The sequence below is a fragment of the Vallitalea sediminicola genome (genome assembly GCF_054408565.1).
Genome location: NZ_BTPT01000402.1, coordinates 1 through 264 on the forward strand (window position 1 = coordinate 1; position 264 = coordinate 264).

A 264-nucleotide genomic window follows, 5' to 3' on the forward strand; every position below is an offset into this window, starting at 1 on the left:
CATTGATAACAGAATTAACGCTAATACATCCCCCATGATTTTTAATAACTCCAAAAGCCATAGCTAAACCCATTCCCGTTCCTTTACCAATATCTTTGGTAGTATAAAAAGGTTCAAACAAATGTTTCTTGACCTCTTCACTCATTCCTATTCCAGTATCAGAAACAATTGTAACTATTGCTAGGTTTTTGTTCTTTAACATCAACCTTATCACAATCCCATTCTATGATATTGTAAGTTTTAAATATAAGCTGTCCACCATTA

General features: G+C 32.6%; 1 protein-coding gene. It reads right to left on the reverse strand.

Annotated elements, in window-relative coordinates:
- Positions 1-202: ATP-binding protein (locus ACX6CF_RS27200; protein WP_458788495.1), on the reverse strand; the 202-nt coding region annotated here is incomplete at its 3' end.
- Positions 203-264: the final 62 nt, after the last annotated feature.